This window comes from Paraburkholderia sp. RCC_158 (genome assembly GCF_041355255.1).
Lineage (GTDB): Bacteria > Pseudomonadota > Gammaproteobacteria > Burkholderiales > Burkholderiaceae > Paraburkholderia > Paraburkholderia graminis.
In genome coordinates, this window is sequence record NZ_JBFUPM010000026.1 from 14,581 (window position 1) to 29,604 (window position 15,024).

A 15,024-nucleotide genomic window follows, 5' to 3' on the forward strand; every position below is an offset into this window, starting at 1 on the left:
GACGATTACCGAATGCTCGACAGATCAGGCTTGACTTCGACGTACGCAGTATCGCGCAGTTCGCGCAGCCAGTCGGCGTAAGCCTGCTCGGCCTTGCGCTGACCGATCGCCTGGCGCGCAAGATCCATTTGCTGTGCAATCGAGCCTTGCGCTTCGCGGCGCTCCAGCACCTGAATCAGGTGATAGCCGTATTCGCTGCGCACCGGGTCGCTGATCTGGCCGTCCTGCAGCGAGTTCATCGCGCGCTCGAATTCGGGCACCGTCTCACCGGGGCTGATCCAGCCCAGGTCGCCGCCTTGCGACGACGAACCGTCTTGCGAATAGGTGCTGGCGAACTTCGAGAAGTCGCCGCCCGCGGCGATTTCCTTCCTGATTTCGAGCAGCTTCTGACGCGCTTGCGGCTCCGACATGCCGTCGCCGACGCGCAGCAGAATGTGGCGCACATGCGTTTGCACGAGCTTGGGCGCATCGGAACTCGTGCCCTGACCGGCACGGCGATCGACGAGACGCACGACCTCGAAGCCGTCGCTGGTGCGGATCACTTCCGGATTAACCTGGCCCGGACGCAGCGCCGACGCCGCCTTGACGAACTCCGGCGGCAGCTTCGACGGCGCCGCGTAGCCCATGTCGCCGCCCTTCGACGCATCCGGCGCCTGCGAATTCGACTTCGCGAGTTTTTCGAAGTTGGCGCCGCCCTTCGCTTCGGCGAGCAATGCCTCGGCCTTCTTCTGAGCCGCCTCGATGTCGGGTTGCGGCGCGTTCAGCGGCGCCTTCAGCAGAATGTGCTCCAGGTGCAGGTCGCTCGTCGCACCCGCGTTCGGGCCGCGCTGACTTGCGATGTAGTTCGCGACTTCCGCGTCCGACACCGTGACCTTGCTGTCCACTTCCTTCTCACGCAGACGCGAGAGCGTCAGTTCGGTACGCGCGTCGCTCGTGAACGTGGTCCAGGGCACGCCTTGCGCCTCGATACGCGCGCGGTAGACGTCGAGCGACAGGTTGTTCGCCTGCGCGAGCCGCTCGAGCGTTTTCTGCACGGCTGCGTCGTCGATATTGATGCCGTCTTCCTTCGCCTTCTGCAACTGGATGCGTTCCAGCACCATCTGGTTGAGCACCTGCTGACGCAACTGGTCGGCCGGCGGGATCGGCGCGTCTTGCTGGTTCAGGCGGCGCGTGATGAGGCTCACGCGTTCTTCGAGTTCACGCCGCGTGATGACACCGTTGTTGACCACTGCGGCGATCGTGTCGACCGTCTGGCCGCGGTTGCCGGCAAGCGCCTGCGCGTGCACCGGCGCCACCGACAGGAAAGACGCCACGGCGGCGAGACCTGCCGCGAGCGTTGCCAAGCGAAGCTTTTTCATGATTGCCACAGATACTCCAATGATGTCGGGCACGCCTGGCCCGTCTTTTCGCATTCGATGAACGACCGGGCGAGCGTCATTCGTAATTGATGAACCGCGACTCCGGCGGCGGCGGTGGCGGCAGCGGCGTATAGCCCGCCACGCTGCTGCGGAACGCGGCAATCAGCCCGTTGTCGACGCTCGACAAGCCCTTGAACGTCAACTGCGCGAGAAAGCGCGTGCTCGACTGGTGCTGCCCCGACGTATTGAGCCCGTTTGCGTAGCGCTGAAGACCCGCGCCGAGCGTCCAGCAATCTGCGTCGTACTGCAGACCAACGAGTCCGTCGACGATGCGATGTCCGCCCAGATCGTAATTGAAGCGCCCGACACCGAACACCCGATGCGCCAGCGGCCATTGCCCCGACACCAGCACCTGGTTGATAGGCTCGTTGTCGAGCGTGGTGTTCGCGCGCGTGTACCGATACGCGACGTTGAGCACCTTGCCGGTTGCCGGACTGAATCCGAAGCCGACGCTCGTCTTGACCAGCTGGTTGTTGTCGGCATTATATTGGAACGCAGTTTCCGACGCGAAACCGGCCCCGAGCTTGAGCGACGCGCCCACGATCAGGTCGGAATGGGTGGCCTGCGTGCTCGTCTGCGTCGGCGTCAGCGTGACGCGCTGATCGCGGAAATAGTACTGCTGCGCGATCACGAAGCGCGCGCGTTCGTCGCCCGTTGCGGGGTTGATGAAGCGCGTGGTGAGGGCCGCGGTCAGGCGGTTTGCATCCGCGATACGGTCGTTGCCGACGAACGTGTTCGGCGTGAAGATTTCGGCGAGCCCGAAGTCGGATTCCGCGGTATCGAAGAGCGGCGCTGACTGCTGGTTGCGATACGGCGTGTACACGTAGTACAGGCGCGGTTCCAGCGTCTGGATGTAATCCTCGCCGAAGAGCCGGACCGAGCGGTCGAAAATCAGACCGGTGTCGAACGTCAGCGTGGGGATCGATTCGGTGAAATTCTTCGGCGTGCCGGCGGGCACATCGTTGCTGATGTTGTTCAGGTTGTACGACGCGAAGTGCCACTGCACCTTCGGCGTGACGAAATAACCCGGCCCCACCACGGAGTACGAAATATACGGGTTGAACATCACCCGTTGACCCTGGGTCATGTCCGCGGTCGTGATGCGGAAATTCGTGTAGTCCGCTTCGGCGCCGAAGTCGAAGCCGCCCACGTTGTACTTCGCGTACCTCACGTTCAACTGCGGCTCGCGGCCATACGGCGCGACCGACGGCGTGAGCGTCTGCCAGTGCTGCTCGCGCGCGAGCACGGACCACGGGCCGTTGTTGTAGGTCAACCCGGCTTCCTGCTGATACAGGAGCTGGGTGCCGTTCATGAACTGATTCGACGACGACGACAGGTCTTCCGGATACGTATTGTCCGAAACCTTGTTGTAGTAGATATAGCCGCCGAACCCGTTGCCGAAGTTCTGGTTGTGCTGGATATACAGCGCGTAGCGGTTGGTCTTCGTCAGCCGGTCGTTCGGCAGGTACTCGCCGGTAATCGAGCCAGAATACGTGGGCGACAGATAGCGGAAGGTGCTTTGCAACTGCACGCCGCGCTTCGAAATGATCCGCGGCGTGACCGTCAGATCGCGATTCGGCGCGATGTTGAAGTAATACGGCACCGACAGTTCGAAACCGTTCGTCGAACTGAGCGAGAAGGTGGGCGGCAAGATACCGCTGCGCCGCTCGCCCGACAGCGGAAACGAGAGCCACGGCGACGCGAACACCGGCACGCCCTGGAAAAACAGCACGCTGTTGTAGGCCACGCCTTCGTCGGCGCCGGTATCGAAATCGAACTCGCTGCCCTTGATGTACCACGCCGGATTATCCGCGCACGCGCACGCCGTGTAGGTGCCCTTCGTGAACACCGAGCGCTCGTTGTCGAGCAGATCGACGCGCTCTGCGCTGCCCGAACCGCCCGTCACGTTGAAGTGATACTTGGGCGCGGTCATGAAGCCTTCGCTCGAATCCACGCGCATGTGCGCCTCGGGCCCAGCGAAGGTTGTACCGTTGTTGCTGATGTGAACCTGGCCGTATGCATCGGCCATGTCCGAGTCCTGATCGTAATGCAGCGCGTCGGACTTGATGACGACCGTACCGCGGCGCACTTCGGCCGCGCCCTTGACGGCCATGTCCTGGTCCGTCGTGCCGTTGGTCGAATCGCCGAGCACGAACGTGGCCGGCTTTTGTCCCGGCTGCAGCACATGGTCTTCGAGTTGCGGAGCGAGTTGCATGCCCCACGGTGGATCGATTGGCTGCGGCTGCGCCGCCTCACCGACCAATTGGGCGTGAGCAAGCGCGGGCACGAGGCCCGGTACGGCGATCAACGCCGCGACGAGCCGCCTTTTGCGCGGCATCGCGGCACAAGAGGGATTCGTTTGGGAAAGCTGTCTAGGCGGCATGTATCGTTTGGCGAATCGGCCCGTCCGTCAGCTTTTGCAGTCACGATCCACCGCCTGCACACCACGACCGTGACAGTCGGCTGCACACAATATTTACAATCTCCGAACGGTGAGGCGGGCGGTAAAGCGGAATACGCGAAAGCTGGCGTGAGTCGCGTCAAAAAAGTCGTGGGGTATTATATGGCAAGACGTTGTCCCTCTGAATTTGCCGCCGGTTTTCATGACGCTGCCCCCTTCCCAAGACTTCACACACCATCCCGCCGACAGCCGCCTCGAACTGCTCAAGGCCTGGCTGCAAGGCCACGCGGCCCGTTATGCACTCGACATCAGCACGCTCGCGCCCGCTTCGTCCGACGCGAGCTTTCGCCGCTATTTCCGGCTCGCCGGTAAGGCGGCGGAAGGCGAAAACGCCGGCACGCTGATCGCGGTCGACGCGCCGCCGCCCGAAAAATGCCGCGAGTTCGTGCAGGTCGCGCAGTTGCTCGAAGCGGCCAACGTGCATGTGCCGCGCATCCTCGAAGTGGATTTCGACGCGGGCCTCATGCTCGTCACCGACCTCGGCACCGCGTCGTACCTCGGCGCGCTCACGGCCGCGCAAAACGATAACGATCCGCGCCGCGCACGCACGCTGATGCGCGACGCGCTCGACGCGCTGATCCGCTGGCAACTGACATCGCGCGAAGACGTGCTGCCGCCGTTCGACGAAGCGTTCCTGCGCCGCGAGATGGAGCTGATGCCGGAGTGGTTCATCGGCAGGCACCTGGGGCGCGAGGTCGACGACAATACGCGCGGCCTGCTCGACCGCACGTTCGCGCTGCTGATCGCGAGCGCGCGGGCGCAGCCGCAAGTGTTCATGCTGCGCGATTTCATGCCGCGCAATCTGATGGTGTGCGCAGCGCCAGGCGCGGCCGGCGAAGCAAACCGCGCGGCCAACCCAGGCGTGCTCGACTTCCAGGACGCGGTATACGGCCCGATCACTTACGACGTCGCGTCCTTGTTGCGCGACGCCTTCCTCAGTTGGGACGAGGAGTTCGAGCTCGATTGCTTCGTCTACTACTGGGAACGCGCGAAGAAAGCCGGCCTGCCCGTCGATCCCGATTTCGGCGAGTTCTATCGGCAGATCGAATGGATGGGTCTGCAACGGCATATCAAGGTGCTGGGTCTCTTCTGCCGCATCAATTACCGCGACGGCAAGGCGCATTACATGAACGACTTGCCGCGCTTCATCGGCTATGCGCGCAAGGTGGCCGAACGTTATGCGCCGCTGCGTCAGTTCGGCAAGCTGCTCGACGATCTGGAAGGCCGCGCGAATGAAATCGGCTACACGTTCTGAACAATCACAATGCCTCTGAAGAAAGCGATGATTTTCGCCGCGGGCCGCGGCGAGCGCATGCGTCCGTTGACCGACGCGTGTCCGAAGCCTCTACTCGAAGCGGGCGGCAAGCCGCTGATTGTCTGGCAGATCGAACGGCTCGCGCGGGCGGGCTTTGAAACCATCGTGATCAATCACGCGTGGCTCGGCGAGCAGATCGAAGCCGCGCTCGGCGACGGTTCACGCTGGCACGTCGAACTGCGCTATTCGCCCGAGCGTGAAGCACTCGAGACCGCGGGCGGCATCGTGCAGGCGCTTACGCTGATCGAAGATAACGGGGCAAGCGAAGTGTTCGTCGCGGTGAGCGGCGACGTGTACGCGGACTTCGATTACAGCAGGTTGAGCGCGCGCGCCGACGCATTGAAGGCTTTGCCCGAGCCGGGCATGCATCTCGTCATGGTGCCGAATCCCCCGTTTCATCCGAACGGAGACTTTGCGCTCAAGGACGATGTGTTGTCGCTCGACGGCGCGCCGCGCTTCACGTTCGGCAATATCGGACTCTATGACACGCGCATGTTCCGCGATCTTCCGCGTGGCACGCGACGCGCGCTCACGCCGTATTACCGCGAAACGATCGCACGCGGTCTTGCGACCGGCGAGTTATACGAAGGCTTGTGGGAAAACGTCGGCACGCCGGCGCAGCTTCAGCAACTCGATGAGAGGTTGCGGTTGCGCTGAGATCGCGGTGCGGTCGCGCTGAGTTTGCGTTCAACGCGCCGGCAGTTCCGCGCTGTCAGGCATCGCCGCAGCGCCGGCACTCTCCACCACTTCCGACGTCTCGGCCGCGCGTTGCTGCTGCAACGCCCACATCTGCGCGAACAGGCCGTTTGCGCGCAACAGTTCGGCATGCGTGCCGCGCTCGACGATGCGCCCCTTGTCCATCACGATGATCTGCTGAGCGTGCACCACCGTCGACAGCCGGTGCGCGATGATCAGCGTCGTGCGTTCGCGCGCGATCTGATCGAGCTCGTGCTGGATCGCGCGTTCCGAACGTGAATCGAGTGCGGACGTGGCCTCGTCGAACAGTAGAATCGGCGGATTCTTCAGGATGGTCCGCGCAATCGCGACGCGCTGCTTCTCGCCGCCCGAGAGCTTCAGGCCGCGCTCGCCGACCGGCGTGTCATAGCCTTTCGGCAGTCCTTCGATGAACTCGTGGATATGCGCCGCGCGCGCCGCCGCGATCACTTCGTCGCGCGTCGCCGAAGGCCGTCCATAAGCGATGTTGTAGTAGATCGAATCGTTGAACAGCACCGTGTCCTGCGGCACCGTGCCGATCGACGCGCGCAACGACGCCTGCGCGACGTCGCGAATATCCTGACCGTCGATGGTGATCGCGCCGCCCGTCGCGCGATCCAGATCGTAGAAGCGGAACATCAGCCGCGCGAGCGTCGACTTGCCCGAGCCGCTATGCCCGACCACGGCCGTCGTGGTGCCAGCCGCAATCGTAAAGCTCACGTCGTGCAGAATCTGCCGCGCCGGCTCGTATGAAAAGTTGACGTGCTCGAAACGCACTTGCCCGCCGCTCACTCGCAGCGCGGGCGCGCCCGGCACATCGGGCACTTCCTGCGCGGCGCCGAGCAGCGTGAACATGCGGTCCATGTCGGTGAGACTTTGCTTCAGCTCGCGATACACGACGCCCAAGAAATTCAGCGGAATATAAAGCTGCAGCATGAACGTGTTGATCAGCACGAGATCGCCGAGCGTGAGGCGCCCGGCCATCACGCCTTCGGTCGCGCGCCACAGAATGAACACGAGCCCCGTGCCGATGATCGCCTGCTGCCCGAAGTTCAGCGCCGACAGCGAGCGCTGCGACTTGATCGCCGCGGTGCGATAGCGCTTCAGGTTCTCGTCGTAACGGCTCGCTTCCCACTCTTCGTTGCCGAAGTACTTGACGGTTTCATAGTTGAGCAGCGAGTCGATGGCGCGCGAGTTCGCCTTCGAATCGAGCTCGTTCATCGTGCGGCGAAAATGCGTGCGCCACTCGGTCACCTTCACCGTGAAGACGATGTACACGGCCAGCGCCACGAACGTGACCGCGGCGTAATACGCCTCGTACTTGACGACGAAAAAGCCAAGCACGAGGCCGACTTCGACGAGCGTCGGCAGAATGCTGTACAGCGAATACGAAATGAGTTGCGTGATGCCGCGCGTGCCGCGTTCGATGTCGCGCGACATGCCGCCCGTTTGCCGCTCGAGATGAAAGCGCAACGACAGGCCATGCAGATGCCGGAACACCTTGAGCGCGAGTTGCCGCACGGCGCTTTCGGTGACTTTCGAAAAGAGGATTTCGCGCAACTCGGTGAAGAGCGACGTGGAGAGCCGCACCACCGCATAGGCGACCACCAGCAAGCCGACGCCGCCGAGCAGCACGATGCCCGGCGAATCGTGCGCGCGGCCAAGCGCCGTGAGATGCTGCACGGACGCGAGACTGTCGACGATCCGCTTCATCACGATCGGCACGCCGAGGTTGGCGATCTTCGCTCCGATCAGGCAGCTCAGCGCGAACGCGACGCGCCATTTGTACGTGGCGAGATACGGCAGCAGAGACAGGATCGTCTGCCAGTCGTTGCGCGGCTGGGTGGAAATCGGCGAGGGTTCGGACGGAAGCGAGCGGCGCATGGATTGGGCTGGGGAGATATGGAAATGCCGGAGTTCGCAGCGGCCGCGACCGCCACGCGCGCGCCGCCAACTGCCGGCGCACGGGGCCTCGTCGCGACCCGACTGGGCGCTTTCCCGTACAATTCCTGATCGTTCTATTGTCGCAGAAGCCGGCTGGCGCCGCTTTTCATCGGCGAGGCGGCTCGTTATGGCTGGACGTTGGACGCGGCTCTGCTGTTTGGTAATGTCCGCGGCTTGCGTCGTGAGCCGCGCCGGCCAGGCGAATCAAACCAACACGCGTTTCCAGGGTAACTGATGACCGATATTCTCCAACTCCCGCAAAAGCCTTGCGCGCTGCGCGTCATGCCGCAGCCGGCCGACGCCAATATCCACGGCGACGTGTTCGGCGGCTGGATCATGGCGCAGGTGGACATTGCCGGCTCGATCCCGGCAAGCCGCCGCGCGAACGGGCGAGTCGCGACCATCGCGGTCAATTCGTTCCTCTTCAAGCAGCCGGTGTTCGTCGGCGATCTGCTGAGCTTTTACGCGGACATCGTGAAGACGGGCAATACGTCCATCACCGTTTCCGTCGAGGTCTACGCGCAACGTATGAGCCTCGCGGAAGACATCGTCAAAGTGACGGAGGCCACGCTGACCTACGTCGCCACCGACAGCGACCGCCGTCCGCGCGCACTGCCCGCGCTCGACTGAAACGCGCCGGACCCGCCCCAACGCGCCGAACCCACCCGACCGCAGCGCGGCGCTATTGATCCCCAAGCGCCGCATTCGCGCGCAGATACGCGTCGACCTGTCCTTCGATCCACTGCGCGAAATGCGCCTGCTGCGCAGTGAGCGTTTCGCGCTGCTGCCACACAAGCCAGTACGGATAGCGATAAGGCACGCGAACCGGCGTGATCTGCACCAGCTCGCCGCGCGCAAGCGCGTGCGCGACCAGGCTGCGCCGCTCGAGCGCAACGCCCTGGCCGAGCAAGACCGCGCCGATCACCACGTTCGAATCGTTCGCGGACAACACCACGCGCGCGGCATCCGGTTGCGCGACCTTCGCGGCTTCGCACCAGTCGGCCCACGGCGCGTCGGGACTCGAAACCAGCGGACACGCGATCACCTCTTCGGCCGTGACCGGCAAGCGGCCACCTGGCGCGAGCGCGAAATGCGGCGCGGCGACCACGATCATTTCATCGTCGAATAGCTTTTGATGCGCGACGTCGGGCCAATGGCCCTGGCCCATGCGAATGCCGACATCGCTCGCACCGTGGCGCAAATCTTCGAGTTGCAAACTCGTGACGAGACGAACGCGGTAATACGGATGCGCGTCGCGAAAGTCGGGCAGACGCGGCACGAGCCAATGTTGCGCGAACGACGGCAACGTTGCGATCACCAGTTCGCTGTCGTGCGGACGCGCGAGCACGCGGCGCGTGGCCTGCGTGATGTCGCGCAGCGCCGCGCGGATCTCGAGCGCGTAGAGACGGCCTTCGTCGGTCGGACGCAGACCGCGCGCCTCGCGTACGAAAAGCGCGACGCCCATCGCCTCTTCGAGTACCTTGATCTGCTGGCTCACCGCCGAATGCGTGACGTGCAACTCGCGGGCCGCCTGCGTGACGCCGCCGAGGCGCGCGACGGCCTCGAAGCAGCGCAGAGCGGTCAGGGGCGGAATGCGTTTCATGTAAGAGATTCTGACGTAAACCGTCGAATAATTTCGCTTTTTCTGCCGCGCCGGGATGCTTAATCTTATTGCGGTGAAGCGCGCCGCATGGACGCGGCGGGACGCGGCGACACGCAACGAGCGCCGCGACCCCACGGCGCATGATGATAGAAGGTCTAACGGGACAGACATGAAACTGATCGGAATGCTCGACTCGCCTTACGTGCGCCGGGTCGCTATCTGCATGAAGCTGCTCGGGCTCGAGTTCGAGCACGCGCCCATCTCGGTGTTCAGCACCTACGACCAGTTCGCGGCGATCAACCCGGTCGTCAAGGCGCCGACGCTCGTCGCCGATAACGGCAAGACGGTGATGGACTCGACGGTGATCCTGCAATATCTCGCGTCGCTGGCCGGTCCGAAGCAGCGGCTATTTCCGTCGCATCCCGACGACTGCCTGCGCGCCGCGCGCCTCACCGGCCTCTCGCTCGCCGCATGCGACAAGAGCGTGCAGATCGTCTACGAACGCAACCTGCGGCCGGCCGAGAAGCAGCATGAACCGTGGATGGACCGTGTGCGTGCGCAAGTGCTCGCCGCCTACGCCGAGCTCGAACAGGAAGCCGCGGCGGCGCCCTTGCCGACCGAGGCCGAGCGCTTCGGCGCGGCCGAAGTCACGGTCGCCGTCGCGTGGAATTTCACGCAGATGATGCTGCCGCAGATCGTCAGCGCGAGCGCGCACCCGCATTTGCAGGCGTTTTCGGCGGCGGCGGAACAGTTGCCGGTTTTCGTGAGCACGCCGGCGGTGTGAGCGCGAGGCGCAGGCGTTAGCCAGGCTTCAGGCCATCGCCGGTTCGTGCGCGGTGCCGCCTTTCATCAGCGCGGAGATCGCATCGGTCGACAAAGGCTTCGCGAAGTAGAAGCCTTGCATCTCGTCGCACGCGCGCTCCTTCAGAAAGTCGAGTTGCGCCGAGGTCTCGACGCCTTCGGCGATCACTTGCAGCTTCAACGAATGCGCGAGTGCGATGATCGCCGAAGTAATGGTCTCGTCGTCGCCCGAGATGCCGATGTCGGACACGAACGAGCGGTCGATCTTCAGCCGGTCCACCGGAAAGCGCTTCAGATAGCTGAGGCTCGAATAGCCGGTGCCGAAGTCGTCGATTGCGAGGCCGATGCCCAGCGCGCTCAGTTCGTTGAGCATCGACACGGCTTCTTCGGCATTGCGCATGATCGCGCTTTCGGTCAGTTCCAGTTCCAGATATCGCGGCTCGAGCCCGGTTTCGTCGAGCACCTGCATCACGAGCTTGGCAATGTCGCGCTGCTGGAACACGCGCGCCGACAGGTTCACGGAAACGCGCGCCGGCGGCAAGCCGAGGTCTTGCCACGCCTTGTTTTGACGGCACGCTTCGCGCAGCACCCATTCCGACAGCGGGCCGATCAGCCCGCTTTCTTCGGCAACGGGAATGAACGACGACGGCGGCACGAGCCCGACTTCGGGATCGCGCCAGCGCACCAGCGCCTCGGTGCCGACAATCCGCCCGGTGTGAATATCGACTTGCGGCTGATAGTGCAGCAAGAACTGGTTGTCGCGCAGCGCGCGCCGCAGACGCCGCTCCAGGTTAAGGCGCGCGCCCGCGCTCGCGTTCATCTCGGGCTGATAGAACTGGAACGTGTTGCGGCCCATGTCCTTCGCGCGATACATCGCGAGATCGGCCTTTTTCATTAGCGTTTCCGCGTCGTCGCCGTCTTGCGGGAACAGGCTCGCGCCCAGGCTGCAGCCCACGTACAGTTCCGTTCCGTCGAGCCACACCGGCTCCGAGATCGACGCGCGCACGCGCTCCATCCACGCAATCAGCGATTGTTCGTCGACGGTATCGGTCATCACGACCACGAACTCGTCGCCGCCGTGACGCGCGACCGTATCGCTCGTGCGCGTGCAGCGTGCGAGCCGCTCGGCGACGACACCGAGCAGCCGGTCGCCGACGCTGTGACCCAAACTGTCGTTGACGTTCTTGAAGCCGTCGAGATCCATGAACACGACCGCGACGCCCTTGTGCTGCCGCTGCGCGACGATCAACGCATGCTGCAAGCGGTCGCGCAGCAGGTTGCGGTTTGGCAGGCGCGTGAGGCTGTCATAGTTGGCCTGATATTCGAGCTGTTCCTGATAGCGCATCAGGTCGGTCACGTCGTTAATCACGCCGATGTGATGCGTAATCACGCCTTCCGCATCCGGCACCGGCGCGATGAAAAGCTGATTCCAGAACAGCGCGCCGTCCTTGCGATAGTTGCGCACCACCGCGCTCACTTCGCGATTCGCGGCGAGCGCCTCGCGGATCAGCGCGACACCTTCCTGCTCGCGATCGTCGCGTTGCAGCACGCGGCAATCGTGGCCGATCACCTCGGCGGGATCGTAGCCCGTGATGCGCATAAAGGCGGGATTCACGTATTCGATGAGATTGCCCGCCGGCGAAGGCGCCGTGATCAGAATCGCGTTGACGCTCGCATCGAGCGCGCGGCTTTGCAGACGCAGCGCGAGGTCGGCGCGCTTGCGCTCGGTGATGTCCGTGTACGAACCCAGCACGCCGATCACGCGGCCGTCGCCGTCGGTGAACGGCAGCTTGCTCGTGACGGTCGTGCGGTGCACGCCGTCTATCACCACGTCGACTTCGAAGTTCATCTTCGGCACGCCCGTGCCGACCACTTCCCTGTCGTGCGCGTTGAGCAATTCGGCGAACGCGCGCCACGGCATGTCGGCGTCGCTCTTGCCGACCACCTGCTCGGGATACGACAGACCCGCGTCGCGCGCGAACGCCATGTTGCAGCCGAGATAGCGCGACTCCAGGTCCTTCCAGAAAATGCGCTGCGGGATGTTGTCGATCACCGCTTCGAGCATCTGGTTCGAGCGCTGCGCCTCGGCTTCGGCGTTGATCTGCTCGGTGACGTCGTCGGCGAGAACGAAGAACGCGGCGCGGCCCATGAAGTTCAGCGCGTGATAGGAGATGTCCGCGCTGATCACCGAGCCGTCCTTGCGCCGGTGATGCCAGATGCCCGCCATCGTGCGCCCGCGCTCGGCGCTGTCGGCGCGCTGCAAGTGCGACTCGAGCCGGCCGATCTCGCTATTCGGCCGGATCGCGCGAATCGTCATGTCGAGAAACTCGCTCTCCGAATAGCCGTACTGCTTGATCGCGGCCGAATTGACGGCGAGAAAGCGCAGCGTCTCGCGCTCGAAGATATACATCGGCACCGGATGATCGTCGAACAGGCTGCGAAAGCGCTCGTCGTTGCGGCCGAGCGCGCGCACGCTGTGCAGCTTCTTGCGCGCGCTGCTTTCGCGTGCGCCGAAGGTGAAGATCAGGAGCGCCGCGCCCGCCAGCATGGTCGCGATCAGAAACAGCGCCGCGTGCCGCCGCTCCTTCGACGACGCCGCGAGCGACGCCTGCAACGCGCGGTTCTCGGCTGCCCGCAGCGCGGCGAGGCCCGCTTCGACACGCTGCAGCCCGAGCCCGGCGTGCATGTACGACGCCGCCGTCCATGCGCGCGAGGCGGCCGGCTCGTCGGCGTCGCGCGTGAGCAGCGCATCGCCGATGTCGCGTTGCAGCGCGCGCCGGTCCGCGCCGACCTGGGCGAGCGTGGCGAGCATCGCGGGTTCGTCGGCCAGTTCGCCCTGCAACTTGCTTTCGAGACTCGCGAGCGTCGCGTTCATCGTCGCGGCCGCGTCGACGGGCGGCGGATCGCCCGCGGCCTCGAGGCGGCCGAGCGCGGCGAGACCGCCGTCGAGCGCCGACTGGTACGCGTCGAGGCTCTGGCGAACGTGCGTCGAATGCAGCATGCGCGCGTCGGCCTCACGCTGGCCGGCGATCTGCAAGCATGCGGCGAACACGTTTGCGCCGAGCGCGACGGCCACGACCGCTATGTTGATCAGCAGCCGCTTCGAGATGAAAGGAGTCATGGGTTCCGAACGTCGATCGTTCTTCGGGCGGGAGCGCGAGGCCGCTTGCGATGCGTCCGGCGGCATCGATGCGAGTCTTTTACGCGCTAACCTTTGGATAACGGCAGCGTTCGGAACAGGTTGAGGGTGGGAGGTGAAAAAAAGTTGGTGGGGTGCGCCTAGCCGGCCGCACCTAGCCGGCCGCACCAAATTCCTTCATCGCCGGGATGAAGTCGTGGTTGATCTCCTGCTTGCGCGACAACTTGGCGAGCACGTAGCGCTTGAACGGTTCCAGCTCCGCCCACCGCGCGGCGCTCGGACCCGCGAGGCCCGCCAGCTTCGCCTGACGCTCGACGCTTTCGGGCACGCTCGCCGTGTCGCGCCACGCGGGCGCTTCGTCCGGCGTGAACCACTCCGGCTCGACGTTCGCGTGAGTGCGCAGCATCTCGAACAGCGCGTGATCGAAGTTGGGCTCGATCTCCGCGTCGTCTTCGACGGGAAAACGCGCGAGCAGCTTGCGGTCCTCCAGCGGCAGCATTTGCCATTGCGCGAGCGAAATGCGCAGCCCGAAACGATCGAGATTGAAGCGAACCGACATCGGGATGTAGGTGAAATTCTCCGACGACTCCACCTCGAAGTTGAACAGCAGCGGTGCTTCGTTGAGTCCCATGACAGTTTCCTCTTGGATGACGGGCAACGCACAAGGCCAGCTTGAGGTATTTTAGAACCTTATTCGTGCGTCGGCGGCGCGGCATGGCCGGGCGCACGCACGGCATCAACGGAGTGAATCAGCGTGAACGAACTGCAAGCAGGCCAGCCCGGCGCGGTGGAGCGTCAGGTGCACCGCCATCGCGGCGCGGCGGTGGAAACGGTCACCGACCACGTCGGTCAGGAGTGGCCGGTCGCGCTCGTCTTCAACGGCATCTCGCATGCGGTGATGATGTGCACGCCACGCGATCTCGAAGCATTCGCCGTCGGCTTTGCGATTTCGGAAGGGATTGTCGAGCGCGGCAGCGACATTCAGGACATCGAGGTCGAACTGCATGACGACGGCGAATTGCCGCACGCCGAGGTGCAATTGCAGGTCGTGCAGCAGGCATTCGTCGCGCTGAAGGAAAAGCGCCGCGCGTTGGCCGGCCGCACCGGCTGCGGCGTGTGCGGCATCGAAAGCATCGATCTGCTCGATCTGAAGCCGGAACGCGTGCCCGATACCGGCTTTTTGCAGCGGCTCGCGCCCGACGCGATCGCGCGCGCGGCCCGCGAATTGCCCGCGCATCAGGCGTTGACGCGCCTCACCGGCGGTTTGCATGCGGCCGCGTGGTGCGACGCGGCGGGCGCGATCCGCTACGCGTTCGAAGACGTCGGCCGCCACAACGCGCTCGACAAACTGATCGGCCAGCTCGTGCTCGATCGCGCGGATACCAAAGAGGGCTTCGTGTTTCTGTCGAGCCGCGCGAGCTATGAACTCGTGCGCAAAGCCGCGCGCGTCGACGTGCCGATGCTCGCGACGATCTCCGCGCCGTCGTCGCTGGCGATTGCGATTGCCCGCAAGGCCGGCGTGCGGCTCGTCAGCTTCTGCCGCGAAACCAGCTACGTCGATTACGACACGGCGCAGCCCTGAGCGGCTCCTGCGAGCATGGCCAAGTGGGCGCTTTGCAGCCGCCCCGC

11 protein-coding genes are annotated in these 15,024 nt (G+C 64.4%); 5 read left to right on the plus strand and 6 right to left on the minus strand.

Translation table 11 applies throughout. The features are described from left to right. Window positions 1-5: 5 nt before the first annotated feature. Together AB6809_RS31410 and AB6809_RS31415 are read right to left on the minus strand one after the other, a co-directional pair. Complete coding sequence (locus AB6809_RS31410; RefSeq protein WP_029970462.1) at window positions 6-1,367, minus strand: peptidylprolyl isomerase; 1,362 nt, start codon at window positions 1,365-1,367, stop codon at window positions 6-8. Between the two features lie 67 nt (window positions 1,368-1,434). Then, complete coding sequence (locus AB6809_RS31415; RefSeq protein WP_029970463.1) at window positions 1,435-3,801, minus strand: LPS-assembly protein LptD; 2,367 nt, start codon at window positions 3,799-3,801, stop codon at window positions 1,435-1,437. 220 nt (window positions 3,802-4,021) lie between these two features. On the opposite strand from AB6809_RS31415, the gene AB6809_RS31420 reads away from it, so the two are divergent. Next, window positions 4,022-5,134, plus strand: a complete 1,113-nt coding sequence (locus tag AB6809_RS31420; protein ID WP_029970464.1) for a phosphotransferase — start codon at window positions 4,022-4,024, stop codon at window positions 5,132-5,134. Window positions 5,135-5,143: 9 nt separating this feature from the next. Further along, window positions 5,144-5,851 carry an N-acetylmuramate alpha-1-phosphate uridylyltransferase MurU gene (gene murU / locus AB6809_RS31425; protein WP_149029163.1) on the plus strand — a complete coding sequence of 236 codons (708 nt, stop codon included), beginning with the start codon at window positions 5,144-5,146 and terminating at the stop codon, window positions 5,849-5,851. Between the two features lie 30 nt (window positions 5,852-5,881). On the opposite strand, the gene AB6809_RS31430 is transcribed toward murU, so the two are convergent. Continuing rightward, window positions 5,882-7,792, minus strand: a complete 1,911-nt coding sequence (locus AB6809_RS31430) for an ABC transporter ATP-binding protein/permease (protein WP_029970467.1) — start codon at window positions 7,790-7,792, stop codon at window positions 5,882-5,884. A 294-nt stretch (window positions 7,793-8,086) separates the two neighbouring features. Between AB6809_RS31430 and AB6809_RS31435 the strand changes: the two genes are divergently transcribed. After that, window positions 8,087-8,482: an acyl-CoA thioesterase gene (locus AB6809_RS31435; RefSeq protein ID WP_006047951.1), complete on the plus strand. Its 396-nt coding sequence runs from the start codon at window positions 8,087-8,089 to the stop codon at window positions 8,480-8,482. A gap of 52 nt (window positions 8,483-8,534) precedes the next feature. Here the strand turns inward: AB6809_RS31435 and AB6809_RS31440 are convergent, their stop codons facing one another. Further along, window positions 8,535-9,455: a LysR substrate-binding domain-containing protein gene (locus AB6809_RS31440; RefSeq protein WP_029970468.1), complete on the minus strand. Its 921-nt coding sequence runs from the start codon at window positions 9,453-9,455 to the stop codon at window positions 8,535-8,537. Window positions 9,456-9,624: 169 nt separating this feature from the next. Here AB6809_RS31440 and AB6809_RS31445 point away from each other — a divergent pair, with 169 nt between their 5' ends. Further along, window positions 9,625-10,239, plus strand: a complete 615-nt coding sequence (locus tag AB6809_RS31445) for a glutathione S-transferase (RefSeq protein WP_029970469.1) — start codon at window positions 9,625-9,627, stop codon at window positions 10,237-10,239. 27 nt (window positions 10,240-10,266) lie between these two features. On the opposite strand, the gene AB6809_RS31450 is transcribed toward AB6809_RS31445, so the two are convergent. Both AB6809_RS31450 and AB6809_RS31455 read right to left on the minus strand, forming a co-directional pair. Further along, window positions 10,267-13,377 (minus strand): EAL domain-containing protein, encoded by a 3,111-nt coding sequence (locus AB6809_RS31450; RefSeq protein ID WP_029970470.1) that lies wholly within the window; start codon window positions 13,375-13,377, stop codon window positions 10,267-10,269. Window positions 13,378-13,549: 172 nt separating this feature from the next. After that, window positions 13,550-14,026, minus strand: coding sequence for a nitrate reductase associated protein (locus AB6809_RS31455; protein ID WP_029970472.1), 477 nt, complete (start codon window positions 14,024-14,026; stop codon window positions 13,550-13,552). 123 nt (window positions 14,027-14,149) lie between these two features. Between AB6809_RS31455 and fdhD the strand changes: the two genes are divergently transcribed. Beyond that, window positions 14,150-14,977: a formate dehydrogenase accessory sulfurtransferase FdhD gene (fdhD, locus tag AB6809_RS31460; protein WP_029970473.1), complete on the plus strand. Its 828-nt coding sequence runs from the start codon at window positions 14,150-14,152 to the stop codon at window positions 14,975-14,977. The last annotated feature ends 47 nt before the right edge of the window (window positions 14,978-15,024 follow it).

What these genes read in the sequence shown, in the direction of transcription:
- AB6809_RS31415 (WP_029970463.1), bottom strand. Translation starts at nt 3,801, where the DNA reads ATGCCGCCTAGACAGCTTTCCCAAACGAATCCCTCTTGTGCCGCGATG.
- AB6809_RS31420 (WP_029970464.1), top strand. Translation starts at nt 4,022, where the DNA reads ATGACGCTGCCCCCTTCCCAAGACTTCACACACCATCCCGCCGACAGC.
- murU (WP_149029163.1), top strand. Translation starts at nt 5,144, where the DNA reads ATGCCTCTGAAGAAAGCGATGATTTTCGCCGCGGGCCGCGGCGAGCGC.
- AB6809_RS31430 (WP_029970467.1), bottom strand. Translation starts at nt 7,792, where the DNA reads ATGCGCCGCTCGCTTCCGTCCGAACCCTCGCCGATTTCCACCCAGCCG.
- AB6809_RS31435 (WP_006047951.1), top strand. Translation starts at nt 8,087, where the DNA reads ATGACCGATATTCTCCAACTCCCGCAAAAGCCTTGCGCGCTGCGCGTC.
- AB6809_RS31440 (WP_029970468.1), bottom strand. Translation starts at nt 9,455, where the DNA reads ATGAAACGCATTCCGCCCCTGACCGCTCTGCGCTGCTTCGAGGCCGTC.
- AB6809_RS31445 (WP_029970469.1), top strand. Translation starts at nt 9,625, where the DNA reads ATGAAACTGATCGGAATGCTCGACTCGCCTTACGTGCGCCGGGTCGCT.
- AB6809_RS31450 (WP_029970470.1), bottom strand. Translation starts at nt 13,377, where the DNA reads ATGACTCCTTTCATCTCGAAGCGGCTGCTGATCAACATAGCGGTCGTG.
- AB6809_RS31455 (WP_029970472.1), bottom strand. Translation starts at nt 14,026, where the DNA reads ATGGGACTCAACGAAGCACCGCTGCTGTTCAACTTCGAGGTGGAGTCG.